The 19,766-nt window shown below is 60.8% G+C and carries 19 protein-coding genes and 1 pseudogene; 18 read left to right on the top strand and 2 right to left on the bottom strand.

The genetic code is table 11. From position 1 onward, the window contains the following. Window positions 1-5: 5 nt before the first annotated feature. Together H3V53_RS15170 and H3V53_RS15165 are read right to left on the bottom strand one after the other, a co-directional pair. Entirely contained in the window at window positions 6-401 is a 396-nt protein-coding gene (locus tag H3V53_RS15170) for a hypothetical protein (RefSeq protein WP_336598623.1), read from the bottom strand. A 62-nt stretch (window positions 402-463) separates the two neighbouring features. Further along, a complete protein-coding gene (locus tag H3V53_RS15165; protein ID WP_336598622.1) occupies window positions 464-1,651 on the bottom strand; it encodes a phosphoadenosine phosphosulfate reductase family protein in 1,188 nt (395 codons plus the stop codon). A gap of 563 nt (window positions 1,652-2,214) precedes the next feature. Between H3V53_RS15165 and H3V53_RS15160 the strand changes: the two genes are divergently transcribed. The 18 genes and pseudogenes from H3V53_RS15160 to traD all read left to right on the top strand — a co-directional run bounded on the left by H3V53_RS15160 (window position 2,215) and on the right by traD (window position 19,762). Continuing rightward, window positions 2,215-2,499 (top strand): hypothetical protein, encoded by a 285-nt coding sequence (locus H3V53_RS15160; protein ID WP_336598621.1) that lies wholly within the window; start codon window positions 2,215-2,217, stop codon window positions 2,497-2,499. A 102-nt stretch (window positions 2,500-2,601) separates the two neighbouring features. Further along, complete coding sequence (locus tag H3V53_RS15155; protein WP_336598620.1) at window positions 2,602-2,964, top strand: hypothetical protein; 363 nt, start codon at window positions 2,602-2,604, stop codon at window positions 2,962-2,964. A 71-nt stretch (window positions 2,965-3,035) separates the two neighbouring features. After that, window positions 3,036-3,497: a hypothetical protein gene (locus tag H3V53_RS15150; protein WP_336598619.1), complete on the top strand. Its 462-nt coding sequence runs from the start codon at window positions 3,036-3,038 to the stop codon at window positions 3,495-3,497. A gap of 89 nt (window positions 3,498-3,586) precedes the next feature. Beyond that, the gene (locus tag H3V53_RS15145) at window positions 3,587-3,979 is read left to right on the top strand and encodes a hypothetical protein (protein WP_336598618.1); all 393 of its coding nucleotides are present in this window, start codon (window positions 3,587-3,589) and stop codon (window positions 3,977-3,979) included. Beyond that, window positions 3,976-4,437: a hypothetical protein gene (locus tag H3V53_RS15140; RefSeq protein ID WP_336598617.1), complete on the top strand. Its 462-nt coding sequence runs from the start codon at window positions 3,976-3,978 to the stop codon at window positions 4,435-4,437. Before H3V53_RS15145 ends, H3V53_RS15140 begins: the two co-directional genes overlap by 4 nt. Window positions 4,438-4,673: 236 nt before the next feature. Then, window positions 4,674-5,129, top strand: a complete 456-nt coding sequence (locus H3V53_RS15135; protein ID WP_336598616.1) for a hypothetical protein — start codon at window positions 4,674-4,676, stop codon at window positions 5,127-5,129. A 92-nt stretch (window positions 5,130-5,221) separates the two neighbouring features. Next, window positions 5,222-6,553, top strand: coding sequence for a hypothetical protein (locus tag H3V53_RS15130; protein ID WP_336598615.1), 1,332 nt, complete (start codon window positions 5,222-5,224; stop codon window positions 6,551-6,553). A gap of 266 nt (window positions 6,554-6,819) precedes the next feature. Continuing rightward, complete coding sequence (locus H3V53_RS15125; protein WP_336598614.1) at window positions 6,820-7,845, top strand: P-loop NTPase family protein; 1,026 nt, start codon at window positions 6,820-6,822, stop codon at window positions 7,843-7,845. A 120-nt stretch (window positions 7,846-7,965) separates the two neighbouring features. After that, the gene (locus H3V53_RS15120; RefSeq protein ID WP_336598613.1) at window positions 7,966-8,877 is read left to right on the top strand and encodes a hypothetical protein; all 912 of its coding nucleotides are present in this window, start codon (window positions 7,966-7,968) and stop codon (window positions 8,875-8,877) included. A gap of 10 nt (window positions 8,878-8,887) precedes the next feature. Continuing rightward, entirely contained in the window at window positions 8,888-10,201 is a 1,314-nt protein-coding gene (locus H3V53_RS15115; RefSeq protein ID WP_336598612.1) for a vWA domain-containing protein, read from the top strand. Between the two features lie 328 nt (window positions 10,202-10,529). Further along, window positions 10,530-11,579, top strand: coding sequence for a TadA family conjugal transfer-associated ATPase (locus H3V53_RS15110; RefSeq protein WP_336598611.1), 1,050 nt, complete (start codon window positions 10,530-10,532; stop codon window positions 11,577-11,579). 15 nt (window positions 11,580-11,594) lie between these two features. Further along, entirely contained in the window at window positions 11,595-11,951 is a 357-nt protein-coding gene (locus H3V53_RS15105; protein ID WP_336598610.1) for a TrbC/VirB2 family protein, read from the top strand. Between the two features lies 1 nt (window position 11,952). After that, window positions 11,953-12,261 (top strand): VirB3 family type IV secretion system protein, encoded by a 309-nt coding sequence (locus H3V53_RS15100; RefSeq protein WP_122984699.1) that lies wholly within the window; start codon window positions 11,953-11,955, stop codon window positions 12,259-12,261. Beyond that, window positions 12,255-14,716, top strand: a pseudogene (locus tag H3V53_RS15090) (VirB4 family type IV secretion system protein). Before H3V53_RS15100 ends, H3V53_RS15090 begins: the two are co-directional and overlap by 7 nt. 44 nt (window positions 14,717-14,760) lie before the next feature. After that, window positions 14,761-15,528, top strand: coding sequence for a type VI secretion protein (locus H3V53_RS15085; protein ID WP_336598609.1), 768 nt, complete (start codon window positions 14,761-14,763; stop codon window positions 15,526-15,528). Between the two features lie 3 nt (window positions 15,529-15,531). After that, window positions 15,532-16,545: a type IV secretion system protein gene (locus H3V53_RS15080; RefSeq protein WP_336598608.1), complete on the top strand. Its 1,014-nt coding sequence runs from the start codon at window positions 15,532-15,534 to the stop codon at window positions 16,543-16,545. Continuing rightward, on the top strand, window positions 16,542-17,894 hold the full coding sequence (locus H3V53_RS15075; protein ID WP_336598607.1) for a TraI domain-containing protein: 1,353 nt from the start codon (window positions 16,542-16,544) through the stop codon (window positions 17,892-17,894). The genes H3V53_RS15080 and H3V53_RS15075 overlap by 4 nt, the downstream gene beginning before the upstream one ends. Next, window positions 17,891-19,762 (top strand): conjugative transfer system coupling protein TraD, encoded by a 1,872-nt coding sequence (gene traD / locus H3V53_RS15070; RefSeq protein WP_336598606.1) that lies wholly within the window; start codon window positions 17,891-17,893, stop codon window positions 19,760-19,762. Before H3V53_RS15075 ends, traD begins: the two co-directional genes overlap by 4 nt. The last annotated feature ends 4 nt before the right edge of the window (window positions 19,763-19,766 follow it).

The raw sequence follows: 19,766 nt of genomic DNA, 5'->3' as shown, positions 1-19,766 counted from the left end.
TTTTTTTACCGGTAGCGGCGGCGGAGACGCGCGTAGATGGCAGTCGCAAGCAGACCAACGAAAAGCGCTTCGAGACCCCATTTCAACCAGTCGCTGTTGATGAGCGGATCGCCCATCGGCCGGAAGTAGTCGTCTGTGTCGCGACCGCCGCTAGCGATGCTGTCGAGCACCGGCCAGATCGACGGCCAGGCGACGACGAAGAAGCATGCGATGAGGGGCAGCGCGAAGTCGTCCAGAAACCGCCACGCTGCTAAAAGAATCACCGCCGAGAACAGGATCGGTACCGCCGCGGTGCACACGGACGAGAAGCTGGCTCCGAGAGAGCGCGAGATCCAGAACAGACCACCGAGGATGGCGAGAACAAACAGGACGATGATCGAAGATGTAGCGTCGTTGCGCATGGGAGATGCCTTTTCAGTTGGAGGGATGGAAAAAGGGGAAGGCGGATACAGCCGCACGGTATTCAAAAAGCGAAGGCCTCCTGGACTGGGGCTTTGGACTCGCTCTGCGTAGCGTCAGCAGTCGCCCGAGCGGCGAGCAATGCCTCGTAGCGCGCGACCACCGCCTCGGCTGTCGTGTAATCGACTTCTATGCCGACGAGCGCGGCAACGCGGGAGCGCACGCTTGCTATCAACGCGGCCTCTTCCGGGGTCGGGAGCTGGGTGGGCCATCCTGCGGTGTAAAGAAGATGAGCCGGTATCTCGGCTTCAACAGCAACTCGCGCGGCAGCCGCCAGCTTGGCCCGGTCCACGGCGGCCTGAAGCGATGCCGGAAGGAGATGGGGCGCGACGTCAGCGAGCCATCGCTGGCCCTGAAACGCGAAGGTCGATGCTGCCTCGATCGCCACCATTTCACGGTACAGATCGTGGTTGTCTGCGCAGCCGGCGGCCGCTCGGAGGTCGTCGAGCGAACTCATGATGCAGAAGGCGCACGAGACGCGCGACGCGCCGTAGCGGGTGTACGCCTCATGCAGCGCCAGACCGGCATCAGCGATTTCCTGCAAGACGTTCTCTACCGGCCACTCGATAATCGCGTTCCATGTGATGCCCTGTTTGCCGCGACGGGTCAACGCGGCGAGGGGTGCTGCAACAGGCATCTTGCTTCGCGCAGAGCTTTCCTGACGTCGAACGCCGGTGACGTTGACGATGTCGTGGCCCGGGTAGCGTTTCTTGAGCGCGCTGGTGATGACCGCCGTCTTCAATTCCGAGGTGCAGAATCTGAGAGACGGCGTGCTCCACGGCAGGATCAGCCGCACGCACGATAGTTCTCTGTAGCGCGAGAGGTTGTTCTCCCAGCGCTTCTGCCAGCGCGCGAGCATGTCGCCCGCCTGGCGTCGTACCGTCAATAGTTCCCAGCCAAGGTGCGCGGCCAACCGTTCGCAAGTCGGCGCGCTGTCTTTCCACTCCACACGGCCGAGGTCGGCATGAACGAGGACGCGTGGGCCTGTGTGTCCGATCAGGTCGAGATAACGTGCAACGGCCAGTGCGCAGGCTACGCTGTCCTTTCCGCCGCTCACACCGATTGCGACCACCGCATCGGTATCCAGAAGGGCGTTCACCTCTGGGGTGCTGGCGACGGTGCGCGAGACGAGCGTCGCGGGAACGTTCAGACGTTCGCGGAGGGACGAAAGGTCAATAATCTGCAGGGACATGGCGCGTAACCGAAGAAGGGTGTTGATTCATCTTCGCAGCTACAGCGCAAAGTCAAGGCGTCGTCGTAGGCGACCCGGTTAGACACGAATCGAGCCCTAATGAGGCGTCTTTTCGAGGGATTGGCGCTCCGGGCCGTCGTTAGAATGGAATCTCTCTCAAGTTCGTAATGACCACCCTCGGAAAAAACGAACTCTTTTGCCAGCCTACGGGCTGGCATTTTTTTGGCCGTTGTTATCGTTGCCGGTGAGAGAGGGGCTGAAAACCGAAGCATTGTGGGTGTGACAGAGGCCCGGCGCCGATAAACTGCTTTCATTCCCTGCGCTACTGCGCATCGACCTCCAGACGATCCTCCAGAGGACCGTCCATTTTTTTCTCTCCAGCCATTCACTCGTTGAATGGTTTATCGAAAGGGCTGACGTTCGCGTCGGCCCTTTTCTTTAACCGATGGGTTTTCCCATCGTGCTTTTGCGCTAGAAGACGGACTTCACGTCCGTCCGATTACATGTACCCATCTGGGAGCCACCTCCCTCTGGGACCGGCTCCCTTTTAAAGGAGCCGCACCATGCTGCAGAAAGCTATCGTTTCCCAAGAGTTGGCCCGCCGTCTGGCACTCTCAGAAAATCCGTCGAGGATTTCTGAGAAGTGGGGGTTTTGCGAAAAGCAGCGTGTTTCCGCGCAAGCTGTCGCAACGCTCCCGATCAGACAGTTCGAGGCCACCATTCTGTATCTGTGGAGTGATGGAACGGCTACCGTGAAATTCGACTTTGATATCCCGTTCGACGCCGAGCGCGAGCTCGTCAAGAGCGGTCGGGTCGATCTGCATTACCTCACGCGTCTGCCGTCGTAATCCATGCCTACATGCTTCAGGTGTCTCTCACCTGAAGCTCATTCAATCCCGTAGGGAGCCATCCCAACGGGAACTGGCTCCCGCTCCGCTGGAGTCATCTCAATGTCTAACCGTTTCAACGTCCCCGCCGTTTTCGTGGCTGCGCTTGCTGCAACCGGTTGTGCGCTGGTCATCTTCGGCTGCCTGCTTGAACAGCAGTATCAGATCGATCTGCTGAATACTGCTGGTATCGCCGGCCTCGATGCGTATCTCTCACAGGTCGCTTCGCACCAGCTGTCGTTTGCATCGTTCATGGTCGAGTCCGTCACCGGACACGGCTATGCGCGAGGTGCGTTCGTGCAAGGCGTCGGCTTCTGGTTCGTCTTCGTGCTCACACCGGCCGCGGCGGCGTTCATCGCCGTTGCACGTGTGTTGGGTGCGTCGAACCGGTTGGGCGGCCGCCTGCGTATCGCCGCTGCTCACTGAACAACATTTCTTTCCCGTCAGGGCAACCACCCTGACGGGCGGTTGCTCATCAACTCGTTGAGGCAACCACCATGTTCAAGCTCATCATCAGCGTCGTTCTTCTCTCACTCCTGACCGGGTGCGCCAGTGCGGATTTCGGTTCGCCGAACACGTATCAGCGTTATGACGTGCAGCATCTCGGCCAGATGGAAGAGGCGACGATCCTGCGCGTGCGTCAGATCACGATCGAGTCCAGTTCCGACTCCTCGGGGCTGACGTCGATCGTCAGTGCGGCAGCAAGCGCATTTCTCGGCTCCCAGGTCATCGGGAACGGGAAAGGCCGGTATGTCTCGGGCGCACTGTCCGGGGCTGCTGCGGGCTTCATCTCGCAACACGTGAGCGCGGCGATGTCGCGTCATAGCGGCATCGAGGTCTTCCTGCGTCGCGCCAACGGTCAGACCGTTGTCGTTTCGCAGGTCGATGACCAGCGTTTCGTCCCTGGCGAGCACGTCTATCTCGTTTCCAGTGGGTCCGGCTACCGGATCACCCACTAGTCCAGCCGCGCGCCGTCATGGCGCGCGTTCTTTCCCTTGCGGGACACCTCCGCAAGGGGATGTCTCGCCTCGTCTTTGAGGCCACCATCATGAAGTTTCCAAAACTGTTCTATGCGGATCGCCGGTCCGCAGGCGCTGGCGCCTCTGCTGCCCTCCAGCAGCAGGCCACGCGCGTCTTGCGCCGTGTCGCGCATGACCTTCGTCTTCGCTCACACGAGATCGTCGTCCAACCCTCGCGCCGCAATCTGCCGACGCGCGTCTCACTGCGCACGGAGTCGCTTTTCGTCGACGTGCTGCATGAGCCGTGTCAGAAGCAGGTAGCGCTGAGCTTCCGCACACGTCGCGGCAGATCGGACCAGACGGGCGGTGGCGAGAACTACGTGCCGCTCGAGCAGATCGAGTCGACACGCGGTTACCAGTCGTTTCTCGATGGGCTCAGGCTGGCTGGTGGCATCGACACCTCTTCTGGAGGGCGGCGATGAAACTGGCGAAGGTCAAAGTCGAGTACACCGGCGGCACCACGATCACGGAACGCGTGACGCTTGATCCGGCGACGGGGCAGGTCACACTGCCGCCGCGCCTGCATGCGCTTCTAAAGGCGATGGATGAAACCGAGTGTTCGCCAGCTTTCGGGCTCGAATACGGCGGCCAGATTTTGTCGGTCGTTGCGTCTGACGGTACTTACAATGTGTCGATTCCGGAGGAAGCGAAACCGGGCATCCGGCAGGTCTTGAACGCGATACTGTATCCGTCGAAAGACCAGCGCCAGCAAAACGGGCGGTACATGCACACGCTGTCTGCCGCGTCGATCGGCGGTGCTGTCGGATATGTTCACGCTGCCCCGATGCTCGATCTGCAGACGGTTGTAGGTGCGGCAGGCTTGGGCGCACTTGGGGTACTATTGTGGTACGGTGGTCTTCTAGCCATGAAAGGAGAATGAAATGGGTGCGACGATTTTCACCATGGTGCTCGGCGTGTCCATTGCGGCTTTTCTCATGTGGACAAACCATAACGGCGAAAAGCGCGATCGCGAACGCGATTGGGGCAAGTGATTAGCGACGTGGCCTGGCCGCGTCGCAGAAGTAGAGCCGCACCCTTGGGGGTTGCGGCTTTTTTTTTCGTCCATACGACCATCTGACGCGCCTCCCGGGGCGCGTTTTTCTTTGGAAAACCAGAATGCAACAAGTTGCCCTGAACCTGGCCACGGCCAACGATGTTCCCTCTGTTACCGGCGCTGTGGGCACCATGCCCCCACGCGAACGACTCGACACGACTGGAAAGACGGTCGGCGATGTCTACAAGGCGTTGTGCAAGGCGTTGTCTGGTACCGAGCTTGAACCCGAGTGGCTCTCGCCGGCGAACACGCTGGACGATGCCGACGAGGAAACGAGCGGCGCGCGTCTGGCAAGACTATGGCCTGACGATAGCGTATGGAACCGGCTTGCCATCTCCGTCGATATCGGACGCTCGGAAGGCTGGATCGTCAACATAGACTGGATCTATCGAACCGAGACGGCGCAGTCGCACCGGCGCGGATTTGGGGTGATGCCGATGCTGCGAGCAAAGGTCTTCACGTCGAACCACGCATGGGACCTCGCGCGCTTTATGGCTCACGCGCTCGACGTCGCCTGACTCTCTTTCTCGCGCCTCCAGGCGCTTATCCCTTTGCGGGCACTCGGCCCGACAGGGAACGATTGCCCGCTTCCTTTTCCGGAGCAATCGACATGTATCAACTTTCCTTCGCTGGGCAGACTCTCTTCCTCGGTACGCTGCTCGAAGTGCTGGCAGTCTTCAGAACCGATTCCCGCCTTTCCTCCGTTGAATCCTCAGACATCGCGCTCCTGCACGGCGGCCAACACGTCGTCGTCACCCGCTACAACGGCAGCCTGACCGTCCGGCGTCCCGGCACGGCGCGCGATGTGTTCCTGTCCATGGTCGATGAGATCGATGGCGCCTACTTCCGGCCGAACGGTGTGACGCAGGCGGCATGGCAGATCCGCCGATCGCACTGGAAGCTGCTCTACGACGCGTTCGACCTCACGTCGAGTCCGCGCCTGATCTTCTCGTCGGACCAGATTGAGGCAGCGTCGGACGGGCGGGGAAGTCTTGGGCTGTTTGACCTGCTTCAGGCCGAATGCGAGCGCCGGTTCGGTTTTCGTTATGCCGGTCCGGAATATGGCCGCACGCGGGACCGCAACGGACGGCATGAAGTGCACGTGGCGTACGCGCTCGCTGAGGGCTTGCCCGTCCCCGAAGCGGTGCTCGCTGAATACCGCGAGTTGCCGGAGAAGTTTTCGACCGACGTCGCGTGGGGCCAGGTGCTGCTGTCCGTGCCGGAACTGCGCGGTGCGATGTCTGCTGACAAGGTGCGCGTGCTCGCAAGCATCATGTCGCGCGAAAAGGGAGGCATCACGTCACAGAACGCCGCCCTGCTCGCGATGGTCATGCGGCTGGCGCCGAACAGGCCGACGTATGTCGAGGTCGATGACCTGCTGTTGCGTCACGGGCTGGTGCAGCCGTACAGCCTGCCTGAGCGTTACGCCAGCCCGCAGCCGCTTGGCAAACCTGTCTCGAAGTTCGCAGAGGTCTACCGCAGCAGGATGGCAGATCACCGGCGCGACAGGGCAGTCGTGCAGCTGCGCAAGGAGCGTGAGGAAGGACGCATCTCGCAACGTCACTTCGACCAGCGGATGCAGATTGCGCAACTCGAGTTCGGCCGCGAGACTTTTGCATCCGGCAACGAGATCTCCGAAGCGATCGACAGCGGTGATCTGCGGTTTTTGCTGGACCTGATGGACTGTCCCGATGAGCGAAATCGCGTCTCCAAGCAAACGGTGCGCGAGGTGTTCGGCGTCAAGCTGCTCGGTGTGCGCGCTGCTGCACGTCGTCGGGCGATTTTCGCGCTGGCGGGGTTCGACGAGGCGTTCCAGCGTGATTGGGATGCGGCAGCGACGCCCGAGGCGCGCGAGCTGCTCGTGCGCAACCACGCAGCCCGCATGCCCGCAGGGATTCATCCGGCGGTCTTTGCCCAGTCGCTGGTAGCCCGTCACGTCTGATCACCATTCCCTTCAACACACCCGGCCTCGCGCCGGGTTTTTTTTGCCTGTCCGCTATGCAATCCGGCCTTGCGTTCGTCTAAGGCGGTACAAAAAAGCGACGATTCCGGCCTATCGCCGTCCCCACGCTGCCTACACTGGGTCATCTCCCGCGTCACTGACGCATCGACCTCGCCGACTCGTCGGCATTCTTTTATCGCCCCACAGGGACCACGTCCCTACGGGCGTAGTCCTTTCGGGGCTTTCTCTTTTTCAGGAAAGCCATCATGAAAGTTACGCCCGCACAACTGACCGAACTGCTCTCGCTGTACGTCCCGAAGCGTCTGCCGGTGCTCATCACCGGACGCCCCGGTATCGGCAAGAGCGATATCGTCGAACAGGTCGCGCACGCAACCGATCACGAACTGCTCATCAGCCATCCCGTCGTTGAAGATCCGACGGACTCGAAAGGGTTGCCGTTTCCGGCGCCAGACGGCTTGAACGCCAAGTTCCTGCCGTTCGGTGATCTGGAACGCGCGATGAAGGCCAGACGTCCGTTCATCTGGTTTCTGGACGACCTGGGGCAGGCCTCGCCCGCCGTTCAGGCGGCCAAGATGCAACTGCTGCTTGCCCGCCGTATCGGCGAGCACGTCTTGCCGCCGCACGTGACGTTTCTTGCGGCGACAAACCGCCGGACCGATAACGCGGGCGTGACGGGGATTCTTGACCCCGTCATTTCCCGCTTCGCAACGGTGGTCGAGCTGGAAGCGACGATCGACGGCTGGACGAAGTGGGCTGTGCGTAACAACGTGCCGCCCGAACTGATCGCGTTTCTGCGATTCCGTCCGGACCTGCTCTCGGTGCAGAAGACGTCACGCGATATCGAAAACACGCCGAGTCCCCGCAGTTGGGGATTCGTCGCGAAGACGATGGGCGTGGTGCCGAAACACCTGGAGCACATCTCGCATGCGGGATCGGTGGGCGAGGGCGCTGCAACGGAGCTTGTCAGCTTCCTGCAGATCTACCGCGAACTGCCGAATCCCGATGCGCTTCTGGCTACGCCCGACAAGGCGATGATCCCCCAGACGCCGTCGACGCTTTACGCGATCGCAACTGCTCTGGCTGCTCGCGCGACGGAAGCCAACTTCGATCGGGTCGTGACCTATACGGAACGCATGATCGAGGCGGGCCACCGCGAATTCGCGGCGCTCCTCGTGCGTGACGCATTGGAGCGCACACCGGAAATCGCCAACTCCTACGCCTTCATCCGGGCGCAGGGCGGCGAGATCGGCGCAATCATCAAGGGCGACTGATCCGCCGTTCCATTCCACTTTTTTACCAGCTTCATCACTCATGGCTCTGCCGTGTCCGCGAGGACACGCAGGGCCTTTTTTTTTCGCCTCATCCATTCATTTTCTATACGGAGTTTTCTCATGAACACCAACATCCAGTCGAAAGTCATGCTGTGCTCGGTCACGATCTCCACGTGGGTTGCCCGTCGATTCGACGGCAAGGCCACCGAAGAGGTCGAAAACAAGCACCATGCAAAGGGCATCGGCAGATTCAACAAGCGCCTGCTGCCCGAAAATTCCCCCAGTTTTCAGGAGGTGGTGACGCTCGCGGGCCGCATCCGGAAGTACTTCTACGACCACTCGTTGAAGTACGACCAGCTTGGGGTGCGACTGCTGCCGACGATGATCTACATGGAATTCGCTGACCGGATGCGCTCGCTGAAAGACGAGTTCGATCTGGCGGTATCCGTGTTTCTCACCGACTACCTGGACCTGAAGGAGCGCGCCCGGTCGGAACTGAACGGCCTGTTCAACGAGGCGGATTATCCGACCCTCGCTGAACTGTCCTCCAAGTTCGGCGTGAAGATGGCCGTACTGCCGTTTCCTGACGCCAGCCAGTTCGGCGTCGACCTGCCTGCAGACGTGCTGACGACGCTGAAAAGCGAACTCGATGACCATGTGCTGGCGTCGATCGCGACCGCGAACGAGGATCTCGTCGAGCGGATGTATACGGCCGTTTCGCAGATGGCGTCGCGGCTGTATGCGACGGGCAACGTGCGTCTGGACGTGGCCAATAACGTGCGCGACCTGTGCGCGTTGCTGCCGAAGCTCAACTTCTCTAACGATCCGAAGCTCACGCACATCCTCGATCAGGCAAAGACGCATCTCGCCGTTCACACGGGTGCGGACCTGAAGGAGTCGAATGTCCTGCGTTCCCAGGTGGCCAGCAAGGCACAGGAGATCGAAGGGCTGATGGCCGCATTCATGGGCATGACGCCGGCAACGGAGATCGAGCCCGCGGACCAGAGCGCGCAATTGCGCCTCGTTGCTTAAGGGGGCGCTCATGGATCGCACCGAGACGGTAGCTGGCAATGGCGCGGTCCATCCGCGCATTGCCAGACAGCGTACTGAGCTTGTCCTGTCCCAACCGTTTTTCGGGTCGCTCGCACTGCGCCTGAAGATGGTTGAGGACCGGTCAACGAAGGAATGCTGGGTAGACGGGGAATCGTTGGGCTACAACCCCGAATATGTCGACAGGCTGAGCGACCTGGAACTGCGGGGCGTGCTGGCGCTGAAAGTCATGCAGGTGGCCAACGGTCATTGCTGGCGTCAGGGTGCGCGAGAGAGCGGGCGATGGAGTGACTCAAGCCAATACGCGATCTCTCCGATTCTCACTTCGTCGGATTTCGTGTTGCCGAAGGGCGCGCTGCATGACGCACGGTTTGCTGGAAAGTCGGTCGAAGAGATTTATGGCGCACTGACTCAGGAGGCAAAGCAGAAACAGCCCAAACCTGAGCAACCCAAGTCCGATCCACAGTCGCAGCGGCAGCAGCCCGGGCAGGATGGTCACTCATCAGCGCCGGATGCAAAGGGTGGCAGCCAGGCTGATGGCAAGCCCGGTGGCAAGGGTGGCAATCCGAACCCGCAGTCGCAGGCAGGTGGCGGGCAGGGTGATCCAGGGACGTCTGCTGGTTCATCGTGCGGTGAGGTCCGCCAGTACTCGGGGACTGACAAGCCTGTGAAGGAAGCCGAGTGGAAGGTAGCCGTCGTGCAGGCCGCAAAAGCGGCGCAGATGCGCGGCAAGCTGCCGGGCGACCTGCAGGCGATGGCTGGCGAGGCAGTACGGCCCGTTGTTGACTGGCGCGCGGTGCTTCACCGCTTCGCGCAACAGTCATCGCCGACGGACTACAGCTTCGCCCAGCCGAATCGCCGATACCTGCATCTGGGGTTCTATCTGCCCTCGTTGCACACGCCGGCCGTTGGTGATGCGGTGTTCGTGCGCGATTCCAGCGGTTCGGTATTTGACGAGACGCAGGCGCAGTTCGATGCCGAGATCCTTTCGGTGTTCCATACGCTCAAGCCGGCACGGTTGATCGTGATGGACTGCGATGTGCGCGTGACGCAGGTGCAGATTTTCGAGCGTGGCGACTCGCCGGATATCAAACCTGTGCGCGGTGGAGGCGGTACGGCGTTCACTGATCCATTCAACCGCGTGGCAGCCGACGGAATGAATCCGGCCTTTCTCGTCTATCTGACGGACATGGCTGGTGCTTTTCCGGCGTCGGCACCGCATTACCCGGTGCTGTGGGCATCGACCACGCCGCTTACGCGGGCACGCAAAGCGCCATTCGGTGAGACGGTCGAAGTTATCTGCTGATCGACTCCTTTCTTTTGATCCCAACCCGGCCTCGTGCCGGGTTTTTTTTTCGCCCGCGCCGCGCAAATCGCGCCTCTGGACCACCAGATTCCGCGACGGTGCGGGGGAAAGCTATACGTTTTCGGGGGTCTTTCCGGGTTTCCATCTGTAACGCGTTAAACGGCGACGCGCCGCAACGATGCCGGCCCGGATAGCCAACGACGAATATCGTGGCCGCATGTGGTCACCGCACAACGCAAAAGCCGCGTGATTTCGTGCCCCTTTTGAAGCCTGCCCGGCTGTGCCAGCGAGAACAATAGTCGCATGTTAGACGCCCATAGAGCCGCTCATGCAAGACCCTGACAACAATCCGTTGCTGAAGCTTCAGCCGCTAAAAGCGGAAGCCGTCGCCATGTTCTTCGATGCGTTGAACCCGCTTAAGGAACTGCTCGACGCGCCCGACCTCGCGGAAATCATGGTCAACGACCATCGCAACGTGTGGATCGAGCATCGCGGCGTGATGTCTCGCGTGAATGTCGACCTTCGCCCGGAGCACCTTGAAGGTGCGATTCATTCGCTCGCATCATCGGTGGACAAGTCGGCACATGCGGGAAGCGACAAGGGCATCATCAACGCCGGTCACAAGAACCTGCGTATCGCTGCGGTTATGAATCCGACCGCCATCGACGGTCACGCGCTCAGCATCCGTAAGCATCGCGAGTCGAAGATGACGCTCGACGACTACGTCAGCATGGGCGCGTTCTCGGCGGCAAATGCGCGCCCGGCTGAGGCGGAAGCCATTCATTTCGAAGATGGCATCGAGGATGAAGCGCTCATGCGCGCACTGAAGGCCCTTGTGCAGTCGCGGAAAAACATTCTCGTCGCCGGCGGCACGTCGGCGGGCAAGACCACGTTCCTCAACGCACTCGTTGGCGTCATTCCCGAAGACCAGCGCGTGATCACCATCGAGGACACGATGGAACTGAAGGTCCAGGTTCCGAACCGCGTGCGCCTCCTGTCCAACGCCGATACGAACGTCACGACGCAGCTGCTTGTCGCGCTGTGTCTGCGGTTCAGACCGGACCGGATCATCGTTGGCGAAGTCCGCGGTGGGGAAGGTTACGACCTGCTCCAGGCACTCAATACGGGCCACGACGGCGGCCTCGCGTCGCTTCACGCCAACAATGCGCGCACCGCACTCAGCCGCCTGGAGAGCCTCGCGATGCTGGGCATACCGACAGGTTCCCGCTGGGAACTCGACGACATGCGGAAAAACATCGCCGACTGTTTCAACTACGTGGTGCATTTCAAACGCACGGGCGAGATGCGGCACGTCTCCGAAATCCTCGAAATCCGGGGCTTTCGCAACAACGACTATGACCTACGACGGGTTTTTTAACGGGAGCATCAAAAAATGAAGCAAGGCAAGTTTTTCAGTACGGCTGCCGCGGTGGGGAAGAAGCTGCAACCGGGTAAGCCGATGATTGTCGGCGCGCTGCTGAGCGTGGCGTCGGCTGCGGCGATGGCTGCTACGGGCGACTATTCGTCGCTTACAGGCCTGACCGACATCATCTGCACGATCACCAACCTTATCAGCGGTCCGTACCTGTACGGCATCGGCATCATCCTGATCGTGCTCGGCGGCGTTGCCGTTGCAAATTCGGAAAGCAACATCGCCAAGACGTTTTCCGTGGTGCTGATCGGCCTCGGTATCGCCTCGGTCGCAGTGCCGATCATGCGCGATCATTTCCACATGACAGTCGCCTGCTGATATGCGCCAGCACAAGGTCAGCCGCGGGCTCTCGCTGCCTCGCCAGATGGGCGGGGCGGACCGGATGCTGGCGATCCTGAACGGCACGCTCACGGCGCTCCTTACCTACACGAGCTGGACGCCGTCGTTCCTGGTGCTGGGCGTCGTTGTGCATTTCTACCTGCGGTGGCGAAGCTCAAAAGACCCGTGGTGGCGGCTCGTCATGCTCATTTACAACCGCTATCCCGATGTCTATGCGCCCGAGCCTCACGGCAAGTTCAGCGCACGTTTCAAGCGCCCCTACGGGTTTGATCAGGATCTCCCATGCTAAGAATGCCATTCACGAAGCGCGCGGTGCAGGAAGTTGCGCCGTGGATGACGCTCGTCACGCCCGAGCTGGTACTGGACAAGGATGGTTCGCTCGTCACCGTGTTCGAGTTCGACGGCATCGACGCAGATACGCCGAACCCCGGCGACATTACGGCCGCGCGCGACAACCTTGATCACGCATGCCGGAATTTCGATCACCGGGTCACCGCATGGTGGCGCGTTTCGCACCGGCGCGTGAAAGGCGGAGTCGAAGGTAACTTCGGTGCCGAGGCCGACGCGCGCATCGACGCCATCAACCAGGCGAACATTGGGAGCGGCAAGTATTTCCGCAACTCCCATTCGCTCGCGCTCGCGTTCACGCCGGAAACCGGTTTGTCGCGCATCTTCGACAAGATCGGCTATCACATGACGGTCGGGGGCAAAAACGTTTTCGTCGCACTTTTTGAGGCGGCGAAGGATATGGTGCTTGCCCGCAGCGCCTTCGTTTTTGACCTCACAAAACTGCAGAACGAGATCAAGCGGTTTGAGGCCGTCATTGACGGGTTCACCGGCGGCGTGACGCGTCTGAAAATGAAGCGGCTGCAACTTCAGAACGCGCTGTCATTCCTGCATCAGCGTGCAAATCCGAGCACCCCCAAGCGCCGCGTGCGCTACCCGGTCACGATGCTCGACACCCATCTGACGGAAACACAGGTCACGATCGGCGCCGAGCAACTGATGTTTGAGTCGGCACACGGCAAGGTGTACGCGAGAATCATTGCCGTGAAAGAGTGGATGGGCTTCCAGGAAGCGGCGCTCGATGTGCTCTCACAGGTTGATGCCGAGCTCGACGTGTGCGTCATGTTCCGCTTTCTCGATACCTCGCGCGCGAGCGCATATATCCGCAAGATCCGCGGCTTCTACAAGGCCGCCGCGTTCAATCCAATAGCGATCCTCAAGCAGTGGGCGACAAAGGAAGAGCAGAAGAACGACGAAGGCCGCGAGCAGCTTGCAAAAGAGGCCAGCGCGGCACTTGCGAAGCTGGAGGCCGAAGGCCAGCAGTACGGGTTTGCAAACATCTCGGTCATCGTCTACGGCAACACGCCCGAGGAATGTGAAGACGCCACACGACAGGTCGTCGGCGTCATCGGCAACGCCGGATTCGGCGTCATCGTGGAAAAAGACAATCTGTTTGCTGCATGGTGTTCGACTCTGCCCGGGCGCTGGGATCAGCAAAAGCGCCTGCAGTTCGTTGAAACCCCGGCCGTCTCCGACATTGCGCCGCTGTGCAGCGTCGGCGAGGGCTCGACCGTCAACGAGTGGCTGACGCAGCAGTCCGGCAAAAAGACCGGGCCGCTCACCTGCCTGCCGACGCGCCATCGCACACTGCAGAACGTCGACCTGCATCACCCGGGCGGCAAGGCGCACACGCTGGTCGTTGGTCCCATCGGCGCTGGTAAGTCCGTGTTGCTCAATTATCTGATGTCGCAAACGGGTCGGCACGGCGCGCGCCGCATCCGCTTCGACAAGGACCGCTCGACGCGCATCCCGACGCTGCTGGGCGGCGTCGCTTCATAGACGCGACGGGCCGGTTTGAGGCGGCGACGTCGGTCAACCCGCTGTCGCTCATCGGCGAAGAGAAGCACTGGCCTTACGTGGCCGAATGGGTGAAGCTCGTCATCGAGGGCGAGGACTTCACCTGCACCCCGCAGCAGGAAACAATCATCTTCGAGCGCATCCGTACGCTGGCGAAAGCCTATGGACGCGAGAAGTGGCGGTTGACCGGCCTGATTACGCTGTTGCCCGACGAGCTTCGCGAGCGCCTTGCGGTCTGGACCGAGGGTCAGAAAAACGGCCGGTTCTTCGATCACGTAGAAGACGGATTTTCTCTCTCCGATGACCTGTCGATCGAGATGGGCGACCTTTTCCAGAACTTCCCGGTGGCGGCAGCGCTGTTCATGGACTACGCGTTCTACCGGATCGCGCAGATTCTCGACGGCAAGCGCTACACCGTGATCGAGATCGAGGAGGCGGGCTTCTTCTTCACTTACCCGAAGTTCTACGCGCGGCTTGAAATCTGGGCGGTGACTATCCGGAAGCTCAACGCTGCCCTGCTGATGGCGACGCAATCGCTGGGCCAGCTGGCGCGCGTGGCGAACTTCGAAATCATGAAGGAGAACATCCCGAACATCATCTATCTGCCCAACAGCGACGCAATCAACAACCAGGCGTTGTACCGGGACATTTTTGGCCTGACCGAACACCAGATCCGGATGATTTCGAACGCAGTGCCAAACCGCGATTACCTGTGGGTGACGTCGACGCAGACTCGCATGCTGCAGGCAACCTTCCCGAAGGAATCGCTTGCCTATCTCCGCTCCGATGGTCGCGCGCAGGCAATTCTCGACAAACACGTGAAGTCAGGCGTCGACAACTGGCAGGACGAATACGTGCGCGACGTGCTCGCAAACGCCTGACCGCGATCCGCATAACGTCAGTCTTACTCCTGGAAATCCTCACCATGATGAAAACACTGCTCCGCACCGTAACGGCTGCCGCCGTCCTGACCCTTGGCCTTGTGCAGCAAAGCGATGCAACCTTGCCTGTCTTCGATCCGACGAATTTTGTACAAAACACGCTGACGGCGATGGGCGCGGTCAAAGGTGAGGTCTATCAGGATACGAATCTCGCCTACCAGTACCAGATGATGCTCAATCAGCTTAAACAGGCGACCAATCTGAATCCGGCTGCGATGCTGGCGCAGGCCAACACCATCAGCAACGATATGAGCACGCTGAACAAGTACACGGACACGATGAAAGCGCTCTATGGCGGCTTGCAATCGAACGCTGAGTACGCGACCAGGGTGCAGGCGCTCATTACGCAGTCGGGCAAGACGCCGAGCCAGTGGTTTGCGGACCAGAGCACCCTGATCAGCAACAACGACCAGACGGCAAAGCAGCTGTTCCAGCAGGGCAACGACGTCATCTCGCACGTGAGCGTGCTGGCCAGGCGCCGTCAGGAGATCCAGGACCAGCTGAACATGTCGCCGACCGCGGAGGCGACGGCTCAACTCACCACGCACCTGCTGGACATCGTCGCGAGCCAGAACAGCGACATGCTGCAGATGATGGCCGCGAAGCAGCAGAGCGACGCCGTCGCGAAATCGACCGATGCCGCAGACGACAAGTCGCGCAATGCCGCGAAGGCCGCGCTTCAAATCAAGCTGGACAAGGAACGGGCGGCTTATAACGCAACGCTCGGAACTTCAAACGTGCTGGGGCAATAAGTCGTGAGTCATTTCTTTCTCAGGCGGCTGATCCGCGTCCTGCTTCCGCTCTGTCTTGTGCTTGGCGTGGCGCTGGCAACGCCAGCAGCTTTCGCAGACGACAGCAGCAGCACGTCGGGCTCATCAACGACAGCGCCGCTTTCTGGCCAGGACGGTGATTGGGCCAAGGGGGCGGGCGATGCACAACGACAGATCTCGGGGCTGGTTGGCAATCTGATCCCGACCGCCGTCACGGTCAGCAACACGGTTCTCAAAGAGTCCAACAAGTTCGCATGGGGACTCGGCGTGATCACGCTTGTGCTGGCCGGCGTGCGGTTTTCCGGAACGCACCACCCCATCACGGCGTGGGTAGGACTGTTTGAAGAGGTTGCCGTTCTCGGCATATTCGTTGCGCTGTACCTCGGCTATACAACGTCCGCGCCGGGCTTCTGGACCTGGTTTCAGGACCTGGCGACAAGTATAGGGGGCGGAGCCAACAACGACATATCGACGCAACTCTCGACGCTCGGGGGCAGTTTTCTGGACGCCGTGAAGTCGAAGCTTTTCAACATAAAGGTACTGACCGAATTCAACGGTACCCTCACGGACGTCGTCGCGCTCTTTCTGGCCTTTCTGGCGATGTGCGTGGCCTCGATTGTCTTCATGTATTACTCCGCAATCGGCCAGATTCATGCGGCGATCGGTATTGTGCTGGGGCCGATTGCATTGGCGCTCGGCTTCTCGAGCTACACCCGCAGCTACTTCCAGCGGTGGCTTGACTGGATGATCAATGCGGGAATGTACGTGGTCATGGTGGCGGTGCTGTTCGCACTGATGGGCGGATCGATCTCGCGCGCGGTCGGCCAGGCGACGTCGAATGGTACCGGGACACAACTCAGTGCTGGTTTTGCCTTTGACCTCGCGATCTTCCTGTTGATGCTGTCGTTCGAGATTCCAAAGCTCGCGGGGATGTTTGGCGGCGGTTCGGGGGCGACTGGCACGAGCGCACTGAAGACGGCGATGAGGTTTATCCCATGAGCGTCGTTCACCGTCCCATGAGGGCCAGTGACCTGCTGGCCACGCATGAAAAGCGCATCGAGCTGGTGCGACAGTGCGCGAATGAAAGCACCGAAGCGGAATTTGAACGCAAATGGCTCTCGGTGCTGCGCCGGTGCGCGGCGTGGTTCTCGTCCATGCCGCTCACGCCTGAGCTGCACGCCGAACCGGGCGGCGCATTCCGCGCGACTATCGAATCGACGTTTTACGCGATGCGGCTCGCCGGCGGCCAGAAGTTTGCCGCCGACATGACGTCCGACAAGCGGCGGCGTCTGGAGCCGCAGTACATCTACGCTGTGTTTCTCGCCGCCGCCTGTTCGTCGCTTGACGAGCCCTGCAGGCACTTCGAGATCGTGCGGGTAGTCGATCATGTGGCCTGGAGTCCGGCTGCGCATGGAGCATTCGGCAACTGGGTGGGCGAGGGTGACTATCTGGTACAGCGGCGAGCGGCACCGCTCAAAAGTGAACGGATGCGCACAGCGATGTTCGCGCAAACCGTCATCACGCCCGAACTGCTGTCAGGACTGGACAACGCAGTACTTGCCGATCTTTTTGGCGCGATCAACCCGGAGAAGAGTCCGCAGGGCTTTGAAGCGCTGGTTCACAAGGTGGTGCGTCAGGCGATGGACGTTTCGGTCGAATTCGAGCGTAAGGCGCAGCGCGGCGTATTCGCGCCAGTGAAATTCGACGTGCCGTCCGCAGTGCATGTGGCGCTTGAACTGCAGCCGCAGGTCGTCGCGGCAACACCGGTTCCGCCCGCCCCAACGGAAGCGGCACCGCTCGCACCGTCCGCGCAGACCGCCAGTGAAGCGGCGGCATCTTTGCCGTCCGGCAGCGCGGCCCAGCCGAATTCTGGTTCGATCTCGGGCGGACCACAGCTTTCCCAGTCGTTGCTCGATGCGTTGGAGCGCAGCGAAGCTCAGGCCGCCACGGCGGCCGCGACTGGCCCCGTTGACCCGTCCGCCGTGCGGCCCTCGCCGGCGGCCGCCGTCGATCCGTCGCAGATGACAGCGGGCGCACCCGCTGCTGCGCGGCCAACCCGCAACGGCCCAACGGAGGAAGAGCTAACCGAAGTTCTCGGCCCGGGCTCCGCGATGATGCGCGAATTCTTCCGGGCGCTCGCTGGCGATGTCGCAGCAGGCAAGGCAAAGGTGACGTGGGAAGAGAAGGGGCTGGCCGTGCAGAAGCGTCTGATCGGCGGTTACGGCATTACGAGCGATACGCTCGTCGAGCAACTCAGGAAGCGCAGCCTGCTGCTGCGCGCGGCTGGTAACGACATCTGCATCGTTGAGCGGGCCGGTCGTCTTATCATGGAGCGCCCGGAGGCATGAACTACATTAACCACTTTCGCCCCATCTACGAGTTCCGGCCGCTGATCGTCTGGCCGGTCGTAATCGTAGGCCTCTTCGCATCGGGCATGCCCTATGGTTGGGCGTTCGCGCTCGTATGTTTCGCGTTGCTGGTCATCCGCGGAATTCAGGTCTGGCGGGCGCTCAGCTTCCGTATGGCGATCTCGACCAAATGGCTGAGCAAGATCCATATTGGCAAGCTGCTTGAGACGCAGCGCAAGATGCGTGAGCGCGAAGACTCGATGTATCTCGGCACCGGCTTTGAATGGACTCAGAAGCACACCCAGATCGCGCACGACATTCTCCGCATGCCCGTTACCGATATTCCGTCCTTGCCGAAGTGGCTGAACAAGACTGATCTGGGCCGCAAGACGGAAGCGCGGATCGAGCGGCTCTTCGCGCCACGCGACAGCATCCGGGACCGCATGCCGCAAGGCTCGTCTTGGATTCACGGCATGGAGCCCAAAAAGGTCCGCGTGCCGTTTCACTACAAGGCAATGGGCGGCCACACACTTGTTGGTGGTACGACCGGTGCAGGCAAGACCCGCACCTACGAGGTGATCTCGACGCAGGTCATTCATAACCCCAAAGACGTGCTGATCATCGTCGACCCCAAAAACGATGATGACTGGAAAAAGCGCGTGGAAAAAGAGTGTGCGCGCGCCGGCCGCAAATTCCTGTACTTCAATCAGGCCAAGCCGCACGAGTCGATCCGCCTCAATCCGCTCGAGAACTGGTCGCAGCCGTCCGAAATTCCGTCGCGGATAGCACAGTTGATGGAAGAAGGGCCGTTCCGGGATTTCGCGTTTCTGTTCATCGACCGTGCGGTGAAGGGTGAACTGTACGTCGGGGACAAGCCGAACCTGCGCTCGATCCTGAAGTACGCGCAATCCGGCATTGGCACGTTGCTCGAGCGTGGCCTGCGCCGCTTCTTCCTGGAAAACGGGATGGGGAACTGGGAAGAGTTGACGGTCGCGCAGACGGTGAAAGACTCTGTCCGCAAGAACGACATTTCGCTCGTCGACGGGATGGCCAAGCTGTACATGGACCGCTTTGCTGCGCACGATCGCGGGCACGAGACCATCGACGGGCTGATCGCCACGCACACGCACGACCGCGAGCACTACATGCGGATCATCGCTTCGGCGCTGCCGCTCCTGCAGATGCTCGCTACCGGCGAGACGGGCCTCATGCTGTCGCCGAAGGCCGACGACTTCGAGGACGAGCGCGAGATCTGGGACATCGACAAGATCATCAAGCAGAAGGCCGTCCTGTACATGGGCCTCGACTCGCTGTCGAACAACATCGTTCAGAAGGCGATCGCATCGATGGCGCTGTCGGACGTGGCGGCGGTCTGCGGGTCTATCTACAACTTCTACGCCGAAAAGCCCGACGTCGTTCTTATCATCGACGAGATCGCCGAAGCGATCAACGAGCAGGTAATCCAGATCCTGAACAAGGGCCGGGGCGCGGGCTTCAAGGCGTTTGTTGCATTCCAGGCGCGGGCCGACCTTGAAGCGAAGCTTGGAAACGCCGCGAAAATGCTGCAGGTTTTGGGCAACCTCAACAACCAGGTGATCCTTAGACTGGAGGATAGCGATACCGCCAAGTGGTTCTCGGACAAGGTGGGGGAGACAGCGATTCGGGTGGTCAACATCTCGAATAGCACGAACACCACGACCGAAGCACATGCGATGGAGTTCAGCGGATCACAGTCACGCACCCTTCAGCTTGAGAAGGTGCCACTGATTCCGATGCCCCTGATCCACCGGTTGCCGAACCTGCAGTACTTCATGCGCATCTCCGGCGGTGCCGTCTACCAGGGCCGAATTCCCATTATCGAAGGCTGAACCA

Origin of the sequence: Paraburkholderia bengalensis (assembly GCF_037126505.1) — a bacterium.
In the GTDB taxonomy this organism is placed as follows: Bacteria; Pseudomonadota; Gammaproteobacteria; order Burkholderiales; family Burkholderiaceae; genus Paraburkholderia; species Paraburkholderia bengalensis.
This window is presented reverse-complemented; position numbering and strand designations above follow the sequence as displayed.